The sequence below is a fragment of the Salinimicrobium oceani genome (assembly GCF_012037645.1).
This window is the reverse complement of sequence record NZ_JAAVJR010001553.1, coordinates 1-293: the sequence shown is the minus strand read 5'-3', so window position 1 is coordinate 293 and position 293 is coordinate 1. Positions and strand designations below refer to the sequence as shown.

The 293-nt window shown below is 40.6% G+C and carries 1 protein-coding gene; it reads right to left on the bottom strand.

The genetic code is table 11. The annotated features are described in order from the left end of the window. On the bottom strand, positions 1–236 hold a 236-nt coding region (locus HC175_RS23035; protein ID WP_168140082.1), incomplete at its 3' end, for a hypothetical protein. Between the last annotated feature and the right edge of the window lie 57 nt (positions 237–293).

Genomic DNA, 293 nt, shown 5'->3' with positions numbered 1-293 from the left:
GGAAAGTGATCCAGGATAGCTAATTTTTCGCCGATCTTCTCAAAAACTTCATGTTCCCGGTTTAGTTTGATGAATTCGTTATTCTGAAGATTGCTGAAAAAAAGATCAGGATTTTTCATTTGCAGGATCACTGCGGGTGCCGGCGGAAGAAAGTCTGTCAGCTCTCCCGAAAGTGGTTTGTCATCTGCACAGGAAAAGAAGACAGAGATGAAAAGAATCATCAGGATTTTTTTCATTGGGGCTTTTTTACAAAAATAACTTTTAAAAGGAGAGTTCCAACTGCTCGGGCAGCA